16 protein-coding genes are annotated in these 14,951 nt (G+C 70.5%); 4 read left to right on the top strand and 12 right to left on the bottom strand.

Going from position 1 to position 14,951, the window contains the following annotated elements; genetic code table 11:
• Positions 1-60 precede the first annotated feature (60 nt).
• The 4 genes from BLW09_RS10540 to BLW09_RS10525 all read right to left on the bottom strand — a co-directional run bounded on the left by BLW09_RS10540 (position 61) and on the right by BLW09_RS10525 (position 3,879).
• Positions 61-990 (bottom strand): HAD family hydrolase, encoded by a 930-nt coding sequence (locus BLW09_RS10540; protein ID WP_089912109.1) that lies wholly within the window; start codon positions 988-990, stop codon positions 61-63.
• A 65-nt stretch (positions 991-1,055) separates the two neighbouring features.
• Positions 1,056-2,438: a DUF2252 domain-containing protein gene (locus tag BLW09_RS10535; protein ID WP_231946781.1), complete on the bottom strand. Its 1,383-nt coding sequence runs from the start codon at positions 2,436-2,438 to the stop codon at positions 1,056-1,058.
• A gap of 16 nt (positions 2,439-2,454) precedes the next feature.
• The gene (locus tag BLW09_RS10530; protein WP_089912104.1) at positions 2,455-2,820 is read right to left on the bottom strand and encodes an META domain-containing protein; all 366 of its coding nucleotides are present in this window, start codon (positions 2,818-2,820) and stop codon (positions 2,455-2,457) included.
• 63 nt (positions 2,821-2,883) lie between these two features.
• Positions 2,884-3,879, bottom strand: coding sequence for a hypothetical protein (locus BLW09_RS10525; RefSeq protein WP_089912101.1), 996 nt, complete (start codon positions 3,877-3,879; stop codon positions 2,884-2,886).
• A 303-nt stretch (positions 3,880-4,182) separates the two neighbouring features.
• On the opposite strand from BLW09_RS10525, the gene BLW09_RS10520 reads away from it, so the two are divergent.
• The 3 genes from BLW09_RS10520 to BLW09_RS10515 are packed head-to-tail and all read left to right on the top strand — an operon-like array spanning position 4,183 to position 7,218.
• Positions 4,183-4,683 carry a DUF6325 family protein gene (locus BLW09_RS10520; protein ID WP_089912098.1) on the top strand — a complete coding sequence of 167 codons (501 nt, stop codon included), beginning with the start codon at positions 4,183-4,185 and terminating at the stop codon, positions 4,681-4,683.
• Position 4,684: 1 nt separating this feature from the next.
• Positions 4,685-4,840, top strand: a complete 156-nt coding sequence (locus BLW09_RS19070; protein WP_172824199.1) for a hypothetical protein — start codon at positions 4,685-4,687, stop codon at positions 4,838-4,840.
• 11 nt (positions 4,841-4,851) lie between these two features.
• On the top strand, positions 4,852-7,218 hold the full coding sequence (locus BLW09_RS10515) for an arylsulfatase (RefSeq protein ID WP_089912095.1): 2,367 nt from the start codon (positions 4,852-4,854) through the stop codon (positions 7,216-7,218).
• Positions 7,219-7,281: 63 nt separating this feature from the next.
• On the opposite strand, the gene BLW09_RS10510 is transcribed toward BLW09_RS10515, so the two are convergent.
• The 5 genes from BLW09_RS10510 to BLW09_RS10490 form a co-directional block, all read right to left on the bottom strand.
• Positions 7,282-7,950, bottom strand: coding sequence for a copper resistance CopC family protein (locus tag BLW09_RS10510; protein ID WP_089912092.1), 669 nt, complete (start codon positions 7,948-7,950; stop codon positions 7,282-7,284).
• 4 nt (positions 7,951-7,954) lie between these two features.
• Positions 7,955-8,689: a YcnI family copper-binding membrane protein gene (locus BLW09_RS10505; RefSeq protein ID WP_089912089.1), complete on the bottom strand. Its 735-nt coding sequence runs from the start codon at positions 8,687-8,689 to the stop codon at positions 7,955-7,957.
• A gap of 101 nt (positions 8,690-8,790) precedes the next feature.
• The gene (locus BLW09_RS10500) at positions 8,791-9,408 is read right to left on the bottom strand and encodes a hypothetical protein (protein ID WP_231946780.1); all 618 of its coding nucleotides are present in this window, start codon (positions 9,406-9,408) and stop codon (positions 8,791-8,793) included.
• A gap of 81 nt (positions 9,409-9,489) precedes the next feature.
• Entirely contained in the window at positions 9,490-10,320 is an 831-nt protein-coding gene (locus BLW09_RS10495; RefSeq protein ID WP_089912085.1) for an alpha/beta fold hydrolase, read from the bottom strand.
• Positions 10,317-11,333 (bottom strand): adenosine deaminase, encoded by a 1,017-nt coding sequence (locus tag BLW09_RS10490; RefSeq protein ID WP_089912083.1) that lies wholly within the window; start codon positions 11,331-11,333, stop codon positions 10,317-10,319. Before BLW09_RS10490 ends, BLW09_RS10495 begins: the two co-directional genes overlap by 4 nt.
• Positions 11,334-11,413: 80 nt before the next feature.
• On the opposite strand from BLW09_RS10490, the gene BLW09_RS10485 reads away from it, so the two are divergent.
• Entirely contained in the window at positions 11,414-11,869 is a 456-nt protein-coding gene (locus tag BLW09_RS10485; RefSeq protein WP_089912081.1) for a ribosomal maturation YjgA family protein, read from the top strand.
• Here the strand turns inward: BLW09_RS10485 and BLW09_RS10480 are convergent.
• Genes BLW09_RS10480 through BLW09_RS10470 form a run of 3 tightly spaced genes read right to left on the bottom strand, consistent with a single transcriptional unit; the run spans position 11,772 to position 14,947 of the window.
• Entirely contained in the window at positions 11,772-12,752 is a 981-nt protein-coding gene (locus BLW09_RS10480) for an NAD(P)H-quinone oxidoreductase (protein ID WP_089912078.1), read from the bottom strand. The two genes, BLW09_RS10485 and BLW09_RS10480, sit on opposite strands and share 98 nt — an antisense overlap.
• Complete coding sequence (locus BLW09_RS10475) at positions 12,752-14,008, bottom strand: ABC transporter permease (protein WP_089912075.1); 1,257 nt, start codon at positions 14,006-14,008, stop codon at positions 12,752-12,754. The genes BLW09_RS10480 and BLW09_RS10475 overlap by 1 nt, the downstream gene beginning before the upstream one ends.
• 3 nt (positions 14,009-14,011) lie before the next feature.
• The gene (locus tag BLW09_RS10470) at positions 14,012-14,947 is read right to left on the bottom strand and encodes an ABC transporter ATP-binding protein (RefSeq protein WP_089912072.1); all 936 of its coding nucleotides are present in this window, start codon (positions 14,945-14,947) and stop codon (positions 14,012-14,014) included.
• Between the last annotated feature and the right edge of the window lie 4 nt (positions 14,948-14,951).

The raw sequence follows: 14,951 nt of genomic DNA, 5'->3' as shown, positions 1-14,951 counted from the left end.
TTGACGCGCTCATTCTTGTCCGCGGCGGCCCGTGTGCACCAGGGGCGATCCTGGTGAAGGTCATTCGGGGAAGACGCTGGCCCAGTCGTCCTTGACGCTCACGACCGTGAAGCTGTCGGTGTGGGCGCTGGCGAGCGCATCCTCGGCCCCCGTGTCGTAGGGGAGATCGCCGCGGCCTGTGTCGTCGTCGTGGTGGATCAGCAGACTGAGGCTGCGGGGATGCTTCTGCACGTACTTCAGCATCGGCATGTCTCCGTTGGAGTTCCCGACGGCGAGGAGAGGTCGTTTGCCGATCCGGCTCCAGATCCGCACCGGCTTCTCCGGTCCGTCGTCCAGGAAGCCGAACGTCGAGCCGTATCGCACCTCGCCCTCCTCGTAGACGAGGCCTACGGCCGAGCCGACGACGCGTTCGGGCGGGATTCCGTAGTTCGCGACGGTCATCGGCCGCATGAAGTCGCGGTCGCCGCCGGAGACGATGTAGCACGCGAATCCGTTGGCCTCCAGATACCGCAGGAGCTCCACCATCGGCTGGTAGACGACCCTGTTGTACGGGCGGCCCAGCGTCGGGTGGCGTGCGGTCCGGTAGAACTCGTGGACGGCGTCCTCGTACGCCTCGACGCTCATGCCCTCCGTCACTTTCAGAAGAGCGCCGACGATCTGATGAAGGTCGGCGTCGTCGCCGGCGTAGTGCTTGTCGATGGCGGTGCCGAGCCACGAGAAGTCCCCGGCAAGCACCGACCGGTACGGTTCGTCCTCGGCCAGCGACGGATCGGCTCTGGCCGCTGCCGCCCATTGCTGAACGATGAAATGCAGCTGCGTCGGCATCGGCTTCTCGGTCCACAGCGTCCCGTCGTTGTCGAACACGGCGACGCGCTCCTCGACGGGGACGTGATCGGGGCCGTCTCCCGCGGTGGAGCTGACGAAGGAGACGATCTCCCGCTTGGTCGGCGAGTTCACCCAGGACGGCAGGTCGTCCGACTTCGTTTCCATATGGCTCGGCATACGCCCTCCCTGATCGTGTACGTCGCCCCCGGTTCAGCGCCGCTGAAGGGCCTTCACTGTGAGAACCGGCCGTCGGCCACCGCCTGGCCGACAGTCAGATAGTCCGCGTACGCCTGGTCCGCGTAGGCGAAGGCCCAGGCGACGACCGCGGCGTCGAATGCCGTGCCGCCGCCGAGGTAGCCCGAGATGAACGGGGCGTCGGGCGACTGGGCGTGGGCGCGCGCGAGGACGGTGCCGCAGGCGTCGACGTAGTCGGCGAAAGGCCGGAATCCGAGCGTCTCCGTGTCGATGGACACGTTCTGGTCGCGGAACTGCCGGATGTAGTACGCATGCCCGTCCTGCGTGACATAACCGAGGAACGGGTCGCTCACGGCCTGCAGCACGCGCTGGTTGGCGACGACACGGTGACCGTGCTCAGCGGAGTGGGCGTGATCGTCGAAAGCGGGAGCGCATCCCGCGGGAGCGCCGCCGAACTCCACCACGACGGACTCGGTCGCTTCCTTCACCTGAAGCACCAAGGACTCGCCGGCCGGCCCCGAGAGCACGATGATGTAGCACCGCGTCCCCACGCTGCCGACGCCGACGACCCGGCGCACGGCATCCGTCGCGGTGTACTGGGACAGGAGCAGCGCGATGTCGGCGGAGACGGTGGTGACGTACTCGCGCGCGATCGCGAGCACCCTGCGTTCGGTCGCCTCGGGGATGTGGGTGAGTCGTGGCGGACTCTCGATGATCGCCGTCGTGCCGTCGGGGGCGCGTTCGGTGATCTTGCGCACCACCCGCTCCGACGTGCGGCGGGAGGCCTCCGCGATCGCGCGGTCGAGCACCTTCTGCGAGCTCGCTGCCCGCCGGCCTCCGCGGACGTCCGCGCGCAGGTAGTAGCGTTCCAGCGCGCCCAGCGCGGTGAACTGCCTCATCGCCGTGCGGTAGGCGGCGGCCGCCTCGGATGCCGCCCTCTCGGCCTTCGCCTCCGAGAATCCTCGCTGGCGCGCAGCGATCACCACGCTCGTGACGAAGCGCTTCACATCCCACTCCCACGGCCCGTAGGCGGCCTCGTCGAAATCGTTGAGGTCGAAGACGAGCCTGCGCTCCGGTGAGGCGAAGATGCCGAAGTTGGCGACGTGCGCGTCGCCGCAGATGGTCGCGTCGATGCCCGTGCGGGGTTCGTCGCGCAGGTCGGCCGCCTGGATGGCGGCAGAACCGCGGTAGAAGGCGAAGGGGTTCTCGGTCATCCGCTCGAGCCGGAGCGGGATCAGCTCCGCGACGCGGTGCTCGTGCTGCCGGCGGAGGACGCCGACGGGATCGCGATCCTTCGCCGGCGCATACGTCGCATGGATGCTGCGCGGCACCCGCTCGCGAGCCCGCCTTCCCGCGTCGTACAGGCCGGCTGCGGACCGGACTGCGTCGTGATCGAAGCGGAGGCGACCGGTGTCCACAGAACTCATCCCCGGCTCAGCGCCGCTGGAGGGTCCCGATCTTGGTATCGCCGGATCGGTAGACGGTGAGGGTGTTGCCGTCGACCTTCGCCGTTGCGGCGAGGTTGAGCCACGGGGTGACCCCTTCGCACGCCTTCAGCGTCGAGGCGAAGGGCCCGAACGTGAACGTGTCGCCGGAGATGCTGCCCTGACCCTTGAGCGGGTTGCAGCCGTCGGTACCCGAGAAGGAACCATCGGACTTGATGGTCAAGGAGGGCTTCCCGGGTGCGACCTGACCCCAGTCGCCGGTGAACGAGGAACCGGACGAGGAGCACCCGGCGAGGACGATCATGGTTGCAACGGCAGCGATGGCGAATCCCGCTCGCGCGAATCGAGTGCTCATGCCCAGACCCTAGTGGAGCGGGTTCCCGCGCGACCAGATCCGAGTCCCACCGCCCACGTCGGCTCATCGCCGTTCCACCGCGTCGTCCGCGTGCCGAAGCGGGATCTCGGCGCGCATCGCGCCTCGGCGGACACGCGTCACCAGAAGGAGGGAGGCCACGGCGACAGCCAGTATCACGCCCGTGACGATGACGACGAGGCCCCACGAGACGACCTGCCAGCCGGGGAATGCGGCGAGGGAGGCCCACTCGATGCCGTAGGCGCCGGCGGCCGCGATCGGGAACGTGAACGACCAGAAGCCGAGCGTGAAGGTGAGCCTGCGATAGCGGGGGAGGAGCGCGAGTTGTTGCAGCGCCATGAGCACCAGCAGCCCCAGAAGCACGGTGGAGACGAGGTCGGCCTGCTCGCCATTGATCGTGAACCAGGCGGTTCCGGCCACGGCGGGTGGTGCGAGCAGGATCGCGCAGGTGGGCGTGAGCGCGTCGGGAAGAGGGGCGAAGAACGCCAGTCTCGCCAGGAGCACGGTCGAGATGACGATCCAGAAGAAGACGCCGACGCCGAAGGCTCCGATCGCCATCCCGGGCAGACCGATCCTGGACGACGTGGTCGCCGCGATCAGGCCCGCCGCCACGGTCGGCAGCAGATAGCCGCCGTGGAACGCCTCAGGGGGCAGGCTGCCGCTGTGCCAGAACGCCAGCACCCAGCCGGCGAACGCCGCGGCGACGATGATCGCAACGATGACGACGACGCTGCCGGCGATCGGCACGAAGCGGTACAGATCGGCGCCGAGCAGCATCCCGACGACAGGGACGAGCGCGGCGATGGGGCCCTGCGCGGGATGCCTCAACTGCTGTCGCAGGGTCTCGGCGCTCCTGGCGCCGCGGCGCAGGTGCGCGACGATGAGCCAGATCCAGGAGACGGCGACGACCACCCAGAGTGCCTGCCCGATGGGTTCCGGGACGCCCAGGAGGCGGGCAGCCACGGTCCAGATGGTGGCGAGCCCGGCGAGGCCGAAGGCGATCGCGAGGGTGTTGAGCGGGATGCGCTGCGCGGCGCTCATCACTGCGCCGCCGACGACAGTTCTTCATCGATGCGGAGTACGGCGAATTCGCGATGCCCGCCGATCGGAGCCCTGGCCATTCGTTGGTCCCTTCGACGATCGCCGGTTGCGGCGATGGAGTACGGAATGTGCCCGCGGTGGCCTCTGTGCGATGGTCGCGGTCACGAGGGGACGGTATCGCCTCCGCCCGGTCGTGCGCGACATCGGGCGGCTTCCCGCAGCCCTCGAGTACTGCCTGTCCACGGTGGGACCTTCCCTGCGACACTGACCCCGGAAATGACCGGACCAGTGAGAGGGACACCCATGACCGACGACAGTGACTCCGTCGCACCGATCGATTTCGTGATCATCGAGTTCCCGCCGGGGCAGCAGAATTTCTCCGGCGAGGTGATCGACGAGCTCCTGGCGCTCGTCGACGCCGGCACCATCCGCCTCGTCGACGCCATCGTGCTCGTCAAGGACGAGGACGGCTCCGTCGAGGCCGTCGAGCTGTCCGAGCTGGAGGGCCCGTCGGCCCTCGCGACGCTCGCGGAGCAGCTCGCCGACTTCCTCGCGGAGGCGGACATCGCCACCCTGGCCGAGGCGATGGAGCCGGGCAGCGTCGCCGGCGCCATCGTCTACGAGAACGTGTGGGCGGCTCCGTTCGCGGCGGCCGCACGCAGGGCCGGCGGGCGGCTCATCGCGGATGGGCGCATCCACAGCCAGGACATCGCCGACGCCCTGGAGGCGGAGGCCGAGCTGGAGGCCGCAGAGGACTTGGAACAGCAGGAACAGCGGAAAACGCAGGAAGAGCAGGGAGTCTGAGATGTTGAGACCAGCACGAGTGGGGCGCGTCGGCGTCGTCCGCGCCCCCGTCGCCAAGGCCGCCGTCGTCACGCGCGCCGTCACACCGGGCCCCGCGCCCGTCGCAAAGGCCGCCGTCGTCGGCGCCGCCCTGACCCCGCGCCGCCGGCGCATCTGAGAGGAGCCGTCATGACCGTCGACCGCGCAGCGCGCAGCGTCCTCCCCATCCCGGACCGCCCTGCGCCCGGGCTCACCACCTACGACGCGAAGGATCCGGAGACGTCGTACCCGCCGATCACCCCGCTGCGGCCGCCCGAGGGTGCGCCCAACGTGCTGGTGATCCTGCTCGACGACGTCGGGTTCGGGGCATCCAGCGCCTTCGGCGGCCCGTGCGCCACGCCGAACGCCGAACGGCTCGCCGCCAACGGCCTGAAATACAACCGGTTCCACACGACCGCGTTGTGCGCGCCGACGCGGGCAGCCCTGCTCTCCGGGCGCAACCACCATTCGGTGGGCATGGGCAGCATCACGGAGACCGCGACCTCCGCGCCAGGCAACAGCTCGCTGCGGCCGAACACCAAGGCGCCGCTCGCGATGACCCTGAAGCTGAACGGGTACTCCACGGCGCAGTTCGGCAAGTGCCACGAGGTGCCGGTGTGGCAGTCGTCGCCGATGGGACCGTTCGACGCCTGGCCGTCCGCCGGAGGCGGTTTCGAGACCTTCTACGGCTTCATCGGCGGAGAGGACAACCAGTGGGACCCGGCCCTCTACGACGGGACGACCCCCGTCGAGCCGCCGGCCACTCCCGAGGAGGGGTACCACCTCACGGAGGACCTCGCCGATCACGCCTCCACGTGGATCCGGACGCAGAAGGCGCTCATGCCGGACAAGCCGTTCTTCGTGTACTTCGCGCCGGGAGCGACGCACGCGCCGCACCACGTGCCGAAGGAGTGGGCGGACAAGTACGCCGGGAAGTTCGCCGGCGGCTGGGACGCGCTGCGCGAGCAGACCTTCGCCCGGCAGAAGGAGCTCGGGGTGATCCCGGCCGACGCCGAGCTGACGCCGCGCAACGCGGAGATCCCGGCGTGGGACGACATGCCGGACGAGCTGAAGCCCGTGCTGGAGCGCGAGATGGAGGTCTACGCCGGGTTCCTCGAGCACACGGACCACCAGGTCGGACGGGTGCTCGACACCGTCGAGGACCTCGGCATCCTCGACAACACGCTGATCTTCTACATCATCGGCGACAACGGCGCATCGGCCGAGGGCACGCTGAACGGCGCTTTCAACGAGATGGCGAACTTCAACGGGATGGCGGCCCTCGAGACGCCGGAGTTCCTGCTCTCCAAGATGGACGAGTTCGGCAGCCCGAGCTCGTACAACCACTACGCCGTCGGCTGGGCCTGGGCGATGGACACGCCGTTCCAGTGGACGAAGCAGGTCGCATCGCACTGGGGTGGCACCCGTAACGGGACGATCGTGCACTGGCCGGAGCGCATCACCGACAAGGGTGGTCTGCGTTCGCAGTTCACGCACTGCATCGATGTCGCGCCGACGGTGCTGGAGGCCGCCGGGCTCCCGGAGCCCACGTTCGTGAACGGGGTGCAGCAGTCGCCGATCGAGGGCACCAGCATGATCTACAGCTTCGACGCCGCGGACGAGCCGGAGCGGCACGAGCTCCAGTACTTCGAGATGTTCGGCAACCGCGGCATCTACTTCAAAGGCTGGAGCGCCGTGACGAAGCACCGGACGCCCTGGAACCTGCTGGGCGGCACCGTCCCGGCCTTCGACGACGACGTGTGGGAGCTGTACGACGGCAGCACCGACTACAGCCAGGCGCGCGACCTGTCCGCTGAACAGCCGGATCGGCTCCACGCGCTGCAACGGCTCTGGCTGATCGAAGCGGTGAAGTACAACGTGGTCCCGCTCGACGACCGCACCGCCGAACGGATCAGCCCGCAGCTGGCCGGGCGGCCGGTCCTCGTGCAGGGGAACAGCCAGCTGCTGTACCCGGGCATGGGGCGGCTCTCCGAGAACAGCGTCATCAACCTCAAGAACCGGTCCTTCTCGGTGACGGCCGAACTGGAGATCCCGGACGGCGGGGCCTCCGGGGTCGTCGTGGCCCAGGGCGGCCGGTTCGGCGGATGGGCGCTGTACCTGGTCGACGGGGTCGCACGGTTCACGTACAACGTCCTCGGCATCCAGCTCTTCACGACAGAGGCCGGGGAGCCCGTACCGGCGGGGACGCGGCAGGTCCGGGCCGAGTTCGCCTACGACGGCGGCGGTCTCGCGAAGGGTGGGAACCTCACGCTCTACTACGACGGCCGCGAGGTCGGGTCCGGCCGGATCGCGGTGACCCAGCCCATGGTCTTCTCTGCCGACGAGACGACCGACGTCGGCTACGAGGCGGGGACCCCGGTGTCGCCGGACTACACGACCGCCACGAGCAAGTTCACTGGACGCATCCGCTGGGTGCAGCTCGATGCCGGCCTGGACGACAACGACCACTTCATCGACGACGACGAGCGCCTGCGGGTGGCGATGGCTCGTCAGTGACGCGGGGGAGTGGAGGCTCCGCGCCGGCGGACGACGGTCGGGTCGTCCGCCGGCGCGAAGCGGTCAGACCGTTCCGTCCGCTCCCGGGTCGCCGCGGTGCCTCCGGCCCGTGAGCACGACCACGAGCACCCCGATCAGGGCGAGCACCACGATCCCGACACCGATGCCGATCACCAGCCCGATGCTCCCGGAATCGGAGGCGGCGCTCGCCGCGGGGGCGGGCGTCGAGGTCGCGGCACTGGTGCTCCGTCCACTCGCTGCTGCGGCCCCGGCCGCGCACGCGGGCGGCCCAGCGCTGCCCGGCGCAGCGGTCGTCCCCGCCGGCGGCTGATAGGTGAACGGGATCGTCCCGGAGACGGTGTGCCCGTCGGCCGAGACGATCTGCCACCTCAGTGTGTACGGCCCCGGCGCACCGAGAGCCACCGGAGCGGTGACGGTGCGGTCGGCGATGGCGGGGCATCCCGTCTCGTAGTGGCGGTTCGCCGCGTCGGTGACCTGCACCAGCGACGACGAGCCGTCGCCGGCGAGGTCGAGAACCCGGTCGTTGAAGGTGAGGGATGCGCTTTCGAGCGGCGTCGACTGGGTCGAGCCGGCCGACGGCGTGCTCTGCACGAGGTAGTCGTGGGCATCGGCCGCCGTGGCCGGGATCACGGCGAGCAGGGCCGCCAGCGCGACTCCGGTCAGGGCGGAGAGCGCCGCCGGCCGCGGCCGACGACGTGGTGCCGAGGTCACGGCCTCAGCCCCGCGGAACCGTCGCGGTGCCGCGACGGGTGAGCGCGAACACCGCCACGATGAGCGCCACCGCTCCCAGCGCCAGCCCGCCGATCCCGAGACCGATCGCGACGGCGTCGCCCGCCGCGGAGGTCGCCGTCGGGGCCGGTGCCGTCGGTGCGCTCGTCACCAGCGGCCCGGCGGCGCCGTCCTCCGCGGGCGGCGCGTCGTCGATGTACAGGGTCGGGGCGGGGTGCTCCGGCTCCTTCCCGTCGGCGGGCGTCTTCTCGTCCCAGTCCACGACGGTGCCGTCCGAGTACGTCTGGTGGGTGGGCAGCAGCACGCTGCCGGTGTCGGGCACCGCTCCGGCCGAGATCACGAACTGCTGGAACTCGCCGGGCGCGACCTGCACGCCCGGGTCGGCGGTCCAGGTCACCTTCACGGGCGCCTCGGTGATGGTTCCGTCATCCGTCTTCACCGGCTTCGGCAGCTTCTCGGTGACGACCTGGGTCGTCCAGCCGGTCAGGGGCTGGTAGGAGACCGAGGTGAACGGGGTGTCGGTGGGGAGGTCCACTTCGAGCTTCACCGTGCCGGCGGTGGCCGACTCGGTGGGCACCTTGAAGGTGAGGGTGGCGTAGCTGCCAGGCTGCGCCTGGTCCGGGTTCACCCGGACGTGGGCGCTGGCGGCCAGGGGGAAGGAGAGGGCGACGGCGGTCGCGGCCACGGTGGCGGCGGCGCCCAGGAGGAAACGCGTGTTCATGGGATGGGTCCGATTCTCGACCGCGGACAGCGGTCGGGTAGGCAGTTGGATGGGAAGGACCGCGAAAGCGGCAGACCTCTGCCCGGCGAAGAGCGGAACGCTCAGGCCGGGCCCATCAGTGCCGGGGGACCCCGGTGGCGGAGACGGCCGAGCACGACCGTACGGGCTGGAAGGACGACCGGGACGGTCTCGACCCGCATCGGCGGCACCGGCACATCCACCACGGCCGCGACGACCAGGAGCCGTCGCAGCGAGAACGCGGTGAACTCGGAGACGGCGGTGAAGACCCGCTCGCCGTACCGGAGCGCGAGCACGGTCAGGGCGGCCGCACCGGCGTGGGCCAGCCACATCCACGGTGCGCCCAGCGACATGGCGGCCATGGGAGCGGACGGCATCGGCACGGCGCCGTCGGTGACCATCGTGAGGTGCGATCCGGGATGGAGGTGGCCGGTGGCGCCGGCGAAGTGCGCGGACGGGCTCAGCGAGAACAGCGCGTGGAACAGGAACTGGCTGAGCGCGACGGAGGAGGCCGATCGCCACAGGGCGGACCGCTTCCCGGCGAGGACGATGCAGCCGAGCCCGGAGAACACCAGGCTCAGCGTCAGCGCGACCGCGCTCGGGGGGAGACCGCCGCCCGCGACGTGGAACAGCGCGGCGACGAAGGTCGCGAAGCCGGCGGCGATGAGGCCGCGAGCCACACGTGCGCTGCGCGTAGACATGTCACTCCGTCGAAGGTGGGGGCGGTTCGAGTCTACCCACAGGGGATGCGGCGGCCGGCCCGTCCGAGGGCGGGCTCGCCGCTAGGCCGGCGTCTGGGCCAGCGCCCAGTCGAGCGTCACGCCGAGGGCCGTCAGGACCGAGACGTGGCCGTCGCGCGGGCGGATCCAGAGCTCGGCGTCGGGGAGGCGTTCGAGGAGGGATGCGGCGTGCTGGGGAGGGACGACGCGGTCGGAACCGCCCTGCACCAGGAGGACGGGAGGCCGGACGGCGCGGAGGTCGAACCCCCACGGCGACACGTAGGCGAGATCGTCGTCGACCTCGCCCGCGGGCCCTTCGGCGGCCCCAGCGCCCGCGTCGGCGCCGAGCGGGCCCCAGTCCGCGTTCAGCGTGTCGTAGTCGCGTGAAGTGAACGACTCCGGGTCGAACTCCGCGGTCTCTGCGAAGGCGAGCCGGGTCTCGCGGCCGGAGAGGGCGGCGCGCAGGGCGCCGGGGGATGCCATCCCGGAGAACCAGTCCGGGGAGCGGTCGAAGGGAGAGAGGCCCGCGAGCGTGACGATCGCGGTCACCCGGGCGGGGTCGAGGGCCCCCAGCGCCAGAGCGTGCGGGCCGCCGCCGGATGCGCCGACCGTCACGAACCGCTCGACGCCGAGCAGGTCGGCCACGGCGAGGACGTCGAGTGCCGCGTCGGCGATCGATCGCACCCGACGGACGTCCGAGCCGGGGTAGCCGGGACGGGTGACGGAGACGACGCGCATCCCGCGGGCCTCGGCCGCGGCGGCGACCGGCGCGATCACCGCGCCTGTCTGCGGAGTGCCGTGATGCCAGACGAGCACGGGGGCGCCGGGCGCGCCGCCGGTGTCGAAGAAGCGGAGCGCACGGCCGTCCGCCGTTCGGACATCCCGCCGGGTCATGCGCCCCAGCCGTCCAGTTCGGCGAGGAGCTCGGCCTTCCGCTCGTCCGACGCGAACGACGCCTCGATCGACGTGCGGGCGAACCGGCGGGCCTGGTCCGCGGTGAGGCCCAGGGCATCCCGCACCGCGGCGAAGTTCTGCCCGGCGTAGCCGCCGAAGTAGGCGGGATCGTCCGAGTTGACCGTGACGCGGACGCCCGCCGCATCCAGCCGGTGCAGGGGGTGGTCTCTCAGGTCGGGGGTCGCGCGCAGCCGCACGTTCGAGAGCGGGCACACCGTGAGCGGGATGCGCTCCTCGGCCAGGCGGGCCACCAGCTCCGGGTCTTCGATCGATCGGATGCCGTGGTCGATCCGCTCGGCGTGCAGCAGGTCGAGCGCCTCCCGCACATACGCAGGCGGGCCCTCCTCGCCGGCGTGCGCGACGGCATGCAGGCCCGCTGCGCGGGCACGGGCGTACACGTCCTCGAACAGCGATGGCGGATACCCCACCTCGGCGGAGTCCAGCCCGACGCCGACGATCCGGTCCGTACGGCGGAGCCCAGCGGTCAGGGCCTCCTCGGCCGAGGCGACCGGCTGATCGCGCAGGAAGCACAGGATGAGACCGCCGGACATCCCGAACTCGCGCCCGGCCTCGTCCAGGGCGTCGCCGATGCCGTCCACCACGTCGTCGAACGCGACGCCGCGCGCGGTGTGCGCCTGCGGGTCGAAGAACAGCTCGGCGTGCCGGACGCCCTGCGCGTGCGCGCGGCGGAGGTACCGTCTCGTCAACTCTGCGAAGTCCTCCCGCGTGCGCAGCACGGCCATCGTCGCGTAGTACAGGTCGAGGAACGACTGCAGGTCGTCGAAATCGTACTGCGCCGACAGTTCCTCGACCGTCGCATAGGGCAGGTCGACGCCGTTGCGGGCCGCGAGCTCGAATGCGAGCTCCGGCTCCAGCGTCCCCTCGATGTGGAGGTGCAGTTCGGCTTTCGGGAGGGCGTACAGGGCGTCGTCGGTGAGGGCGTCGTCGGTCATGCTCCGATCCTCCCACCGACGGACCGGGTTGCGTCGCGGGGATGACGCGGCACCTCCGAGCGGCCCGTTAGCCTCGCACAATGGGAACAGGTCGGCGTCGCATCCTCCTCGCAGCGGTGGGCGTCGCACTCGTCGTCGTCGGGCTCGCGGTGGCACGCGGGATGGACGGAGCGGTCGCCGCCTTCCTCGGCGATGCGCTGTACGCGGCCCTGATCGTCGTGGCGACCGCGTTCCTGGCTCCGCGGGCGCCCGCGCGGCTCGTGACCCTGGTCGCCTTCGCCGTCTGCGCCGCCGTCGAGCTCTTCCAGCTGACGGGCGTTCCCGCGGCACTGGCGGATGCGGTGCCCGCCGTCGCGCTCGTCCTCGGAACCACCTTCCAGTGGAGCGACCTGCTCGCCTACGCGATCGGCGCGATCGCGGCCGGAGCGGTGGATGCGGTCAGCCGACGCGTAACAGGATCTTCCCGCGGTGCGCCGACGACTCCATCCGCCGGTGGGCGGCCGCCGCATCCTCCAGGGGGAACACCGAGTCGATGACCGGGCGCACGCGCCCGTCGGCGAGCAGCGGCCAGACGTTCGCGCGCACCGCGGCGATGATCGTCACGCGCTCGGCGAGCGGCCGGGCGCGCAGCGTCGTGCCGTGGATGCTCGCCCGCTTCCGCATCAGCAGACCCATGTCGACAGCGGCCGGCGTGCGGTCGCGCACGGCGATCGAGAGGATGCGGCCGCCGGTCGCGAGGGCGTTCAGGTCGCGGGCGATGTAGTCGCCGCCGACGATGTCGAGCACCACATCCACCCCGCGACCGTCGCTGAAGGCGCGCGCCGCCTCCACGAAGTCCTGCCGCCGGTAGTCCACGGCCGCCTGCGCGCCCACCTCCCGGCAGAACGCCGCCTTCTCCTCGCTGCCCGCGGTCGCGATGACCTCCGCGCCGAATGCCCGGCCGAGCTGGATGGCCATGGTGCCGATGCCGCTCGACCCGCCGTGGACGAGCAGGGTCTCACCCGCCGCGAGCCGGCCGAGTTCGAACACGTTCGACCACACCGTCGCCGCGACCTCGGGAAGCCCGGCCGCCTCGACCAGGTCCACCTGGTCCGGCACGGGGAGCACGAGCCCCGCGTCGACCGTCACCAGCTCGGCGTATCCGCCACCGGGCAGGAGGGCGCAGACCCGGTCGCCGACGTTCCAGGCATCGACGCCGTCGCCGACCGCGTCCACGATGCCCGAGACCTCGAGTCCCGGCCAGTCGGGCGCGCCGGGCGGCGAGGGGTAGTAGCCGCGGCGCTGGCTCAGATCGGCGCCGTTGAGGCCTGCGGCGGCGACGCGGATGCGCACCTCTCCGGCGGCGGGCACCGGATCGGGGCGTTCGGCGATGGTCAGCACCTCCGCATCGCCGGGCTCGGTCACCACCACAGCGCGCATCAGGCGCCTCCCGCCGACCGCGTCGGCTCTGCGCGCTCCGTGCGGCGGCCCAGCACATCCCGGATCCGCACCTTGCTGGAGTACTCGATCGACCCGTAGCGGAAGAGCCTGACTGCGATGCGCAGCACGACCACCGAGAGCACGAACAGCTCGACGATGATGATGATCGCCTGCCACAGCGGGAGCGACCCGAAGGCGTTCAGGATCAGCGCCGTGATCGGCGCGGTGTACGGGAAGTACGCGAGCAGCTGCACGATCGGCGAGTTGGGGGAGCTGATGGCGAAGCCGGAGGCGTACAGGGGGATGACGACGGCGAAGATCACGACGGAGAACACCGGCGCCGCATCCTTCGCCGTCGGCATCACCGCGCCGACCGCGACCAGCGTCCCGGTGAACAGGGCGAAACCGCCGATCAGGATCAGCGCCCCGACGATCATCTTCTGCGGATCGAACACCAGCCCGCTCAGGTCGAAGTTCGGCAGCTGCAGCTGGTCGCGGAAGAACAGGTAGCCGATCAGCATCGGCAGCGCGAAGACCGCCAGCTGGATGAGGCCGATCGCGAAGAGGGAGATGACCTTGCCGAGCAGCAGGTTCGTCGGGTTGATCGTCGTCAGGATCATCTCCGTGACGCGGTTCTCCTTCTCCTCGAGCGTCGAGTTCAGCATCTGGTTGCCGAGGAACACGATGACGATGAAGAAGGCGGCGAGGAAGACGAGCGCCGGGAGGATCGCCTCGAAGCCGGGCGCGCGCTTGCCGTCGGCGAACGTCGTGGTCGAGGTCTTCACATCCCCGCGGAGCACGGCGACGTCGGTCGGGCTGTCCAGCTTCTGCTCGACGCTCGCCGACAGGAGCGACTCCGCGACGGCCGAGTACTTGCTGTTCTGGAACACGCCGGAGTCCTCGCCGTACACGCGGACGGTCTGCTTCGCGGGATCGGCCGGGTACGCGAAGTAGGCCGGCGTCCCGCCGATCTGGACCTCCTCGACGCCCTCCGCTTCCGACGTGATCCGCGTGCCGCCGTACTCCTTGGCGATGGTCGCGTCGATCAGACCGGAGTCGTCGGTGTAGAGGAACTCGAAGCGGGAGTTCTTCTGCTGGTCGGCGGTGTTCGCGGTCGACACGTTCGACGCGATGATCAGGCCGCCGAGGCCGAACACCAGGATCGGGATGATGAGGGTGATCGCCCAGAACCGCCGCTTCGTGATGGTGCGGCGGAACTCGAACGAGATGACGGTGCTCAGGTTGTGGCGGGCCATGGCTCAGTCCTCCTCCCGGCTCTCGGCGCCGTAGACCTCGACGAAGATGTCGTCGAGCGACTTCCGGGTGGGCGAGAAGCGGGAGACCCTGACGCCCGCATCCACCAGTCCGCGCAGGATGGCGGACGGGTCGGCGCCCTCCGCGGCCTCCAGCTCGGCGTGCCCGGCCTCGTCCGACAGGATGCGGTAGGTGGCGGAGTCGGGGAGGCGACCGCCGTCGTGGTCGACCTGGACGATCGTTCCGCCGAACTGCTCCTGCACCTCCTCGACCGTGCCGTACGCGCGGGCGACGCCGTCCTTCAGGAGAATGACGCGGTCGCACAGGCGCTCGACCTCCTCCATCTGGTGGGTCACCATCATGACGGTGGAGCCTGCGCGCTTCTGGTCGTCGATGATGTCCATCAGCAGTCGCCGGTTGACCGGGTCGAAACCCTTCGTCGGCTCGTCGAGGATGAGCAGCTCCGGCTCGTTCATGATCGTCACGCCCAGCTGCACCTTCTGCTGCTGGCCGCCGGAGAGCTTGTCGAGCCGCACCTTCTCCTTCTCGCCGATGCCGACGCGTTCGAGATACTCGCGCGACCACCGCCTGGCCTGTTCGGCGCCGAGGCCCTTGAGGCGCCCGAAATACACCATCACGTCGATGACAGACTCCTTCTTGTAGAGTCCGCGCTCCTCCGGCAGGTAGCCGAGGCGTTCGCCCGCCTCCGGGCTGAACGGCCGGCCGTCGATGTGCAGGACGCCCGCCGTCGGCTGGTAGATGCCGAGCAGTGCCCGGATCGTGGTGGTCTTGCCCGAGCCGTTGCTGCCGAGGAACCCGAAGGTCTCGCCGCGGCGGATGTCGAAGGACAGATCGCGGATCACCGTCGTGCGCCCGAAGTCCATCCGGAAGTTCGCGATGTGGACCAACGGCTCCGTCGTCGTGGGGGTCTGTTCGCTCATCGAA

It is taken from the genome of Leifsonia sp. 21MFCrub1.1 (assembly GCF_900107895.1).
GTDB classification, from domain to species: domain Bacteria; phylum Actinomycetota; class Actinomycetes; order Actinomycetales; family Microbacteriaceae; genus Leifsonia; species Leifsonia soli.
The sequence above is the reverse complement of the archived record's forward strand: the minus strand, read 5'-3'. Positions and strand labels throughout refer to the sequence as shown.

Bases quoted from the DNA above. Each gene is read 5' to 3' on its own strand.
- BLW09_RS10530 (WP_089912104.1), bottom strand. From the start codon at position 2,820: ATGAGCACTCGATTCGCGCGAGCGGGATTCGCCATCGCTGCCGTTGCA.
- BLW09_RS10495 (WP_089912085.1), bottom strand. From the start codon at position 10,320: ATGACCCGGCGGGATGTCCGAACGGCGGACGGCCGTGCGCTCCGCTTC.
- BLW09_RS10485 (WP_089912081.1), top strand. From the start codon at position 11,414: ATGGGAACAGGTCGGCGTCGCATCCTCCTCGCAGCGGTGGGCGTCGCA.
- BLW09_RS10520 (WP_089912098.1), top strand. From the start codon at position 4,183: ATGACCGACGACAGTGACTCCGTCGCACCGATCGATTTCGTGATCATC.
- BLW09_RS10475 (WP_089912075.1), bottom strand. From the start codon at position 14,008: ATGGCCCGCCACAACCTGAGCACCGTCATCTCGTTCGAGTTCCGCCGC.
- BLW09_RS10500 (WP_231946780.1), bottom strand. From the start codon at position 9,408: ATGTCTACGCGCAGCGCACGTGTGGCTCGCGGCCTCATCGCCGCCGGC.
- BLW09_RS10525 (WP_089912101.1), bottom strand. From the start codon at position 3,879: ATGAGCGCCGCGCAGCGCATCCCGCTCAACACCCTCGCGATCGCCTTC.
- BLW09_RS19070 (WP_172824199.1), top strand. From the start codon at position 4,685: ATGTTGAGACCAGCACGAGTGGGGCGCGTCGGCGTCGTCCGCGCCCCC.
- BLW09_RS10480 (WP_089912078.1), bottom strand. From the start codon at position 12,752: ATGCGCGCTGTGGTGGTGACCGAGCCCGGCGATGCGGAGGTGCTGACC.
- BLW09_RS10505 (WP_089912089.1), bottom strand. From the start codon at position 8,689: ATGAACACGCGTTTCCTCCTGGGCGCCGCCGCCACCGTGGCCGCGACC.
- BLW09_RS10470 (WP_089912072.1), bottom strand. From the start codon at position 14,947: ATGAGCGAACAGACCCCCACGACGACGGAGCCGTTGGTCCACATCGCG.
- BLW09_RS10540 (WP_089912109.1), bottom strand. From the start codon at position 990: ATGGAAACGAAGTCGGACGACCTGCCGTCCTGGGTGAACTCGCCGACC.
- BLW09_RS10490 (WP_089912083.1), bottom strand. From the start codon at position 11,333: ATGACCGACGACGCCCTCACCGACGACGCCCTGTACGCCCTCCCGAAA.
- BLW09_RS10515 (WP_089912095.1), top strand. From the start codon at position 4,852: ATGACCGTCGACCGCGCAGCGCGCAGCGTCCTCCCCATCCCGGACCGC.